The organism is Ferruginibacter sp. (genome assembly GCF_031430955.1).
GTDB lineage: Bacteria > Bacteroidota > Bacteroidia > Chitinophagales > Chitinophagaceae > Ferruginibacter.
Genome location: NZ_JANPCM010000124.1, coordinates 1 through 5,705, shown reverse-complemented (window position 1 = coordinate 5,705; position 5,705 = coordinate 1). Strand labels below are relative to the sequence as shown.

The following is a 5,705-nucleotide window of genomic DNA, read 5'->3' as shown; positions in this document are numbered from 1 at the left end:
AAAAAACCCGATAATAATTTACCTAAACCCGATTATGAAAAAATTAACAAGGAGGAGAGTAACGAAAGTTATGCATCAAACGTAAAACCTAAAGACAACACAACTGATAAAATAAACTCCGGAAATAAAGTTACAGTTGATATTGCAAACGATTACTCCAAAACAGAAACAGTTAACGGTTATGCTTTAAATACCAGTTTAACCGAAAGCGATGCCGGCGAGAATAACGACAACAAAATTCTTTACATGGATGAAGACAATGTAAAGAAAAGCAAACTGGGCGGCTTCTTCCGTAAAGTAAAACGCATGGTTGACCGTAACACCAGTATTAAAACTGGTAACAGTATTAAAGTTGCCGGCTTCGACATTGCAATTAAATAATTTTTTAAACAACAGGAAATATGAAACAGCTAATTACATTTTTAGCGGCAGCAATTATTTGCTCCACCGCAACAGCACAAACAGACAGTACAAAAAAACAAAAGTCGGATACCATACGCATTGGCGGTATCATTATTGTAAAAAATGGTAAAAATAAAAACAATAAAGAGGTAGATATTACCATGGGCAGAAAAAACAGCGAACGTAAAAAAAATGCCAACGTTAGCACCAACTGGTGGATTGTAGATTTAGGTTTTGCCAACTACACCGATAATACCAACTACGCCAACACAGGTACTTATTTAGTGAACAGGCCAGGCTCACCTGCATTAAACGAAAACGATTTTAAATTACGTGCCGGTAAAAGCGTAAACGTAAACATTTGGTTTTTTATGCAGCGCTTAAAATTAGGTACGCCACATGTTAATTTAAAATACGGGGTAGGGCTGGAGTTAAATAATTACCGGTATAAATCTTCTGTAAGTTATAAAGAAGGCGGAGCCGTTCCTTACACTGCAGGCACACAAACCAATGCGCCATTTATTTTCAGGGATTCGGTTGCCTTTTCCAAAAATAAACTGGCTGCCGATTATTTAACCGTGCCACTAATGCTGAATTTTAACAGTAACCCCGGCAGCAAAAAAAAGGGAATTAGTTTTAGCGCAGGCGTTAGTGCAGGTTATTTATACGGCCAGCGCAATAAACAAAAAAGCGACGGACGTGGTAAAGATAAAAACAGGGGCGACTACGATTTAAACCGTTTTAAATTAAGTTATGTTGCAGAGCTGGGCCTTGGTTCGGTACGTTTTTATGGCTCGTACAGCCCTAAAAGTTTTTACGAGCATGATTTAGATATGAAGCCTTATACTTTTGGTTTACGTTTTAGTAACTGGTAAAATTATTTTGAGCCAAGCTTTATAAATTTTATTTGCTTCATTGGCAGAGTTTATCCCGAGGAACGAGGGACACTCTTCAACAGTATAACTTTTATCAACTTTACTCATATTATAGAATGCAGTATAAAATTTAAAAGCTCTCTCACTCATTCCCAAGCCTGTTGAACCCCCGGGTGTAAACAGGCGGGGGTTTGGGTTTAACATACCACCTCCTCCTGCGGAGGTTTTTTATTTTTTTCGGGTACAACTTTTGCTGCTTTAGCTGCGTCTGTTAATTTACTTAAAACTATTTCCGAAAATTTTAAATTTAAAAAAATGGCGTACAACATTATCGACATTGAAGGTATTGGTCCTGCTTATGCAGAAAAATTAAAAACTGCAGGCGTTAACACCACAGATGATATGCTAGCAAAAGGCGGCACCAAAAGCGGCCGCAAAGAATTGGCCGATGCAACCGGCATTGACGAAGGAAAAATTTTAACCTGGGTAAACCACAGCGATCTGCACCGCATTGATGGTATTGCAGGGCAAACATCCGAGTTGATGGAAGCAGCCGGTGTGGATACTGTAAAAGAGTTAGCCACCCGTAATGCTGCAAACCTTGCTGCCAAAATGCAGGAAATAAACGATGCTAAAAATTTAAGCGGCCGTGTACCTTCGGCAGATCAGTTACAAAAAATGATTGACCAGGCCAAAACGCTTGCTCCGGCTGTGTCTCATTAATATTAATTTTAAGCAACTACCGTAGTTTTCTTAATATATTTGTTGTAACTACGGTAGTATGTTTCTTAAATAATTTTTCCACATTCCCTATAATTTGTTAATGTTATTCACGTTAATAAAATATTTTTACATGGCACGGCGTTTGAATAAGTAGATAAAATTCCATTAGCCATGAAGCAGCTTCGTTTAACTCATTTAATTTTACTGTTTTTAGTACTGGCATTGGTTTCTTTTACTAAGGATAAGGGTAAAAAGAAAAAACCGGTAAGTAAAACCCGTACCGCAACAGTTGCTAAAAAAATGAAACCTGCAGTTGTCGAAAGCACAGAAGAAAATCCCTATTATATTATTGTAGATAAAAGCGATTACGAACTTAAAGTGTACGACGACGAAGGTTGGTTTGCCACTTACCCAATTGTTTTTGGCAGTAAAGATTTAGGAGATAAAATGAAAGAAGGCGATAAGCGTACACCGGAAGGTCAGTTTAAAATAATTGTAAAAAAACACCACCCAAAATGGGGCCCCGAACTTTTATTAGATTATCCCAACGGCCCCAGCTATAAAAAATTTAACGACCGCATTTCCAAAGGCGTAATACCAAAAAACTCCAAAATTGGTAATGGTATTGCCATACACGCCACCCGACCCGATGAAGAATGGACCGTAGATAATTTTTACAACTGGACAGATGGTTGTGTTTCGGTTAAATATACCGAGATGAAAGATTTGTTTAGTTATATACCTGTGGGTACACCGGTTACGATACAGAAATAAAATAGCCCCTCCGCCCCCTGAAGGGGAACTTTGCAGTGTTAATTTTTTGAGAGTTTACTTGGATTATACAGAACTCCTCATCTCCAAAACTGTTTTCATCTTCTAATTTTTTTTAATAATTTCAACAGCAGGTAACAAAATAAATACTGTCAGGTTGAGCTTGTCGAAACCGGGTTGATACTAAAAGATTTACTGAAATGAAAATAGCCCACCACTGCTTTGTTTATTTTATTAAATGAGCGATAATTTTTTTTTGCTAATTTGGTAACAAAATAAAAATTGTCAGGTTGAGCTTGTCGAAACCAGGTTAATACAAAAAGATTTACTGAAATGAAAATAGCCCACAACTACTTTGTTTATATTGTTGAATGCAGTGATAAGAGCTATTACACTGGCGTAACCAATAATATTGAAAGAAGGATTTGGGAACATAATAATGAAGAAAACTCTTCGGGATACACTTTTAAAAGACGTCCCGTAATTTTAAAATATTGTCAGCGTTTTCAGGATATTACCCAAGCAATAGCCTGGGAAAAACAAGTTCAAGGATGGTCGAGGAAAAAGAAAGAAGCTTTATTTATTGAGGATTGGGAAGAGATAAAAAAATTGGCAAAATCTAAATCTGGGGTTAATAAATTGGAGGAATGAAAAACGATTTTTTTGCAAGGCTTCTGCTATGGCAGCCCGGTTTCGACAAGCTCAACCTGACAGCTTTTTAATTTCAACAGATTAAATAAACAACAAGCTACTATCGCTGTAATTTAAAATCTGAATCTAATTTTAATAAATCGGAAGATTGAGAAACTTTTTTTGCAAGGCTTCGGCTGAGGCAACCCGGTTTCGACAAGCTCAACCTGACACACTGCTAATTTCAATAATTTAAATAAACAATAAACTCCCATCCCCATAACTCAAAAATCTAAAATCATTTTCCAAAGCGTAATCATAAATCTTCCTCCAGTCATCACCAAGAGCGGAAGCAACTAAAAGTAGTAAAGTAGATTGCGGCTGATGAAAGTTTGTCATGATGGCTTTTGCGATTTTAAATTGATAACCCGGTGCAATTAATATTTGTGTTTGGGTAAATAATTTTTCCAGGTTATTTTTTTGTAACCATTTTATTAAAGCTAGTAACGCTTCCGATGCAGTAATATTTTCATTGCCGGATAATTCATCATACACTTCCCACTGCGTAATTTGTAATTGTTGCAAAGAGGGATGTAATAATACTTTTACACCAAGCCAATATAAACTCTCCATCGTTCTTAATGATGTGGTGCCAACAGCAACAATATTGTTGGAAAGATTTTTAATAAGATTTTCAATGGTTTCAATAGTTACATCAATCCACTCGGCATGCATTTCATGCTCTTGCATAATGGCTGCTTTTACAGGTTTAAATGTTCCGGCACCCACATGCAGCGTAACAAAACCGGTAGTTATGTTTTTTGTTTGTAAAGAAGAAAATATAGTAGCTGTAAAATGCAGGCCGGCAGTTGGCGCAGCAACCGAACCTTTGTATTGGGCATAAATAGTTTGATAGCGTTCTTTATCTTCTGCTTCGGGCTTTCTTTTTATGTAAGGTGGCAAAGGAATATTACCACACTCTTCTAATATTTCTGCAAAACTTAGCTCAACCGGAGCCCAGGAAAATTCCACTACATAAGCATCAGCAAGTTTTTCAACCAGCTTTGCTTTTATTGCCCACTGCCCGTTTCCTTTGGCGAATTGTTTTTCTAAATCACCTTCTTTCCATTTGCTGGCGCCACCTATCATGCATTTCCATTTTACTTTTTCTTTTTTACTCATGACGGAAGCGTAATCATTGATGGCTTCATAAGGCTCTAAACAAAAAATTTCGATAATGCCGCCGGTGGTCTTGGTAAATAAAATACGTGCCTGTATTACTTTGGTATTATTAAAAATGAGTAAACTGTGCTGCGGTAAATGCTCATGAATATTTTTATAAACATCCGCCTGTATAGTACCATTTTTATAAATTAATAATTTAGAATCATCTCTTTGCTGCAATGGATGCAATGCGATTTTTTCATCGGGAAGATGGTAGGTGAAATTTTGTATAGATAAATTTTTAGGATGCATGTGCAAATGGTCTGTAATGTTCAACAAAGATTTTCAGCTGAAGAGTGCGACGCAACGATGATGCCATAAAAAACAAACGCTGGTCACAAAAAAACTACTTTAAAAAATCACTCACTTCACCCATCCACTTTTCATTTTCTTTTTTACACAAACTTTCATGTACGCAATTATCGTACACTACAAATTTTTTACTGGCAGTTGCAAGGTTGGCAAATAAAATATCTTCTTCGGCTCTGCTAACCCGTGGGTCGTTAGCTCCCCATTGCAATAAAGTAGGGCAGGTAATTTTTTGGGCATATTCCTGCGGCTTCATACCAAACGCCCAAAAACCATGCTCCACACCGCCCCAAAAAGTTATTAAAGTTGATAATGGCTGTGCAGGCAAATGCATCATTTTAATACGGCCTTCCACGGCATCTTCAATAGTGCCAAAAGGCATTTCTAAAATAATTTTTTGCGGTTGCAATGCAGTGTAATCATTCATTGCTTTTGTTACTGCCGCCGCACCCATAGAAATTCCCCAGAGCACAATATTTTTTTCGCCTTTATTTTTTATAAAATCGTAAGCCAGTTTTACGTCTTCACTTTCATCATAGCCAATGGTGCAGGTGTTACCGCCGCTGTTACCATGTGCCCTGAAGTCTAACTGAAAAGTATTGTAACCTAATTTTCTAAATTCTTCGGCCTCTTTATTAATACCACTTTTTTTGCCGCCATGCCCATGAAACATACAAACAGTCCCTTTGGCGCTGTCAACAGCAGTGTACCAGCCTTCTAATTTTATTTTATCAGCTGTGGTTAAAATAACTTTTTCGTTAACAGAATCGG

Annotated in this window: 7 protein-coding genes; 5 read left to right on the top strand and 2 right to left on the bottom strand. The window is 37.1% G+C overall.

Annotation, left to right across the window (positions count from 1 at the left end; translation table 11 throughout):
* The 5 genes from ACY65O_RS03435 to ACY65O_RS03415 all read left to right on the top strand — a co-directional run.
* On the top strand, positions 1–381 hold a 381-nt coding region (locus ACY65O_RS03435), incomplete at its 5' end, for a hypothetical protein (RefSeq protein ID WP_462219451.1).
* Positions 382–401: 20 nt separating this feature from the next.
* Positions 402–1,277, top strand: a complete 876-nt coding sequence (locus ACY65O_RS03430) for an outer membrane beta-barrel protein (protein ID WP_462219450.1) — start codon at positions 402–404, stop codon at positions 1,275–1,277.
* 315 nt (positions 1,278–1,592) lie between these two features.
* Complete coding sequence (locus tag ACY65O_RS03425) at positions 1,593–2,000, top strand: DUF4332 domain-containing protein (RefSeq protein WP_462219449.1); 408 nt, start codon at positions 1,593–1,595, stop codon at positions 1,998–2,000.
* Positions 2,001–2,171: 171 nt separating this feature from the next.
* Positions 2,172–2,774 (top strand): L,D-transpeptidase family protein, encoded by a 603-nt coding sequence (locus ACY65O_RS03420; protein ID WP_462219448.1) that lies wholly within the window; start codon positions 2,172–2,174, stop codon positions 2,772–2,774.
* 330 nt (positions 2,775–3,104) lie between these two features.
* A complete protein-coding gene (locus ACY65O_RS03415) occupies positions 3,105–3,422 on the top strand; it encodes a GIY-YIG nuclease family protein (RefSeq protein WP_462219447.1) in 318 nt (105 codons plus the stop codon).
* Positions 3,423–3,653: 231 nt separating this feature from the next.
* On the opposite strand, the gene ACY65O_RS03410 is transcribed toward ACY65O_RS03415, so the two are convergent.
* Entirely contained in the window at positions 3,654–4,901 is a 1,248-nt protein-coding gene (locus ACY65O_RS03410) for an S-adenosylmethionine:tRNA ribosyltransferase-isomerase (RefSeq protein WP_462219446.1), read from the bottom strand.
* Between the two features lie 70 nt (positions 4,902–4,971).
* Positions 4,972–5,705, bottom strand: a 734-nt coding sequence (locus ACY65O_RS03405; protein WP_462219445.1) for an alpha/beta hydrolase, incomplete at its 5' end; no start/stop codon positions are given.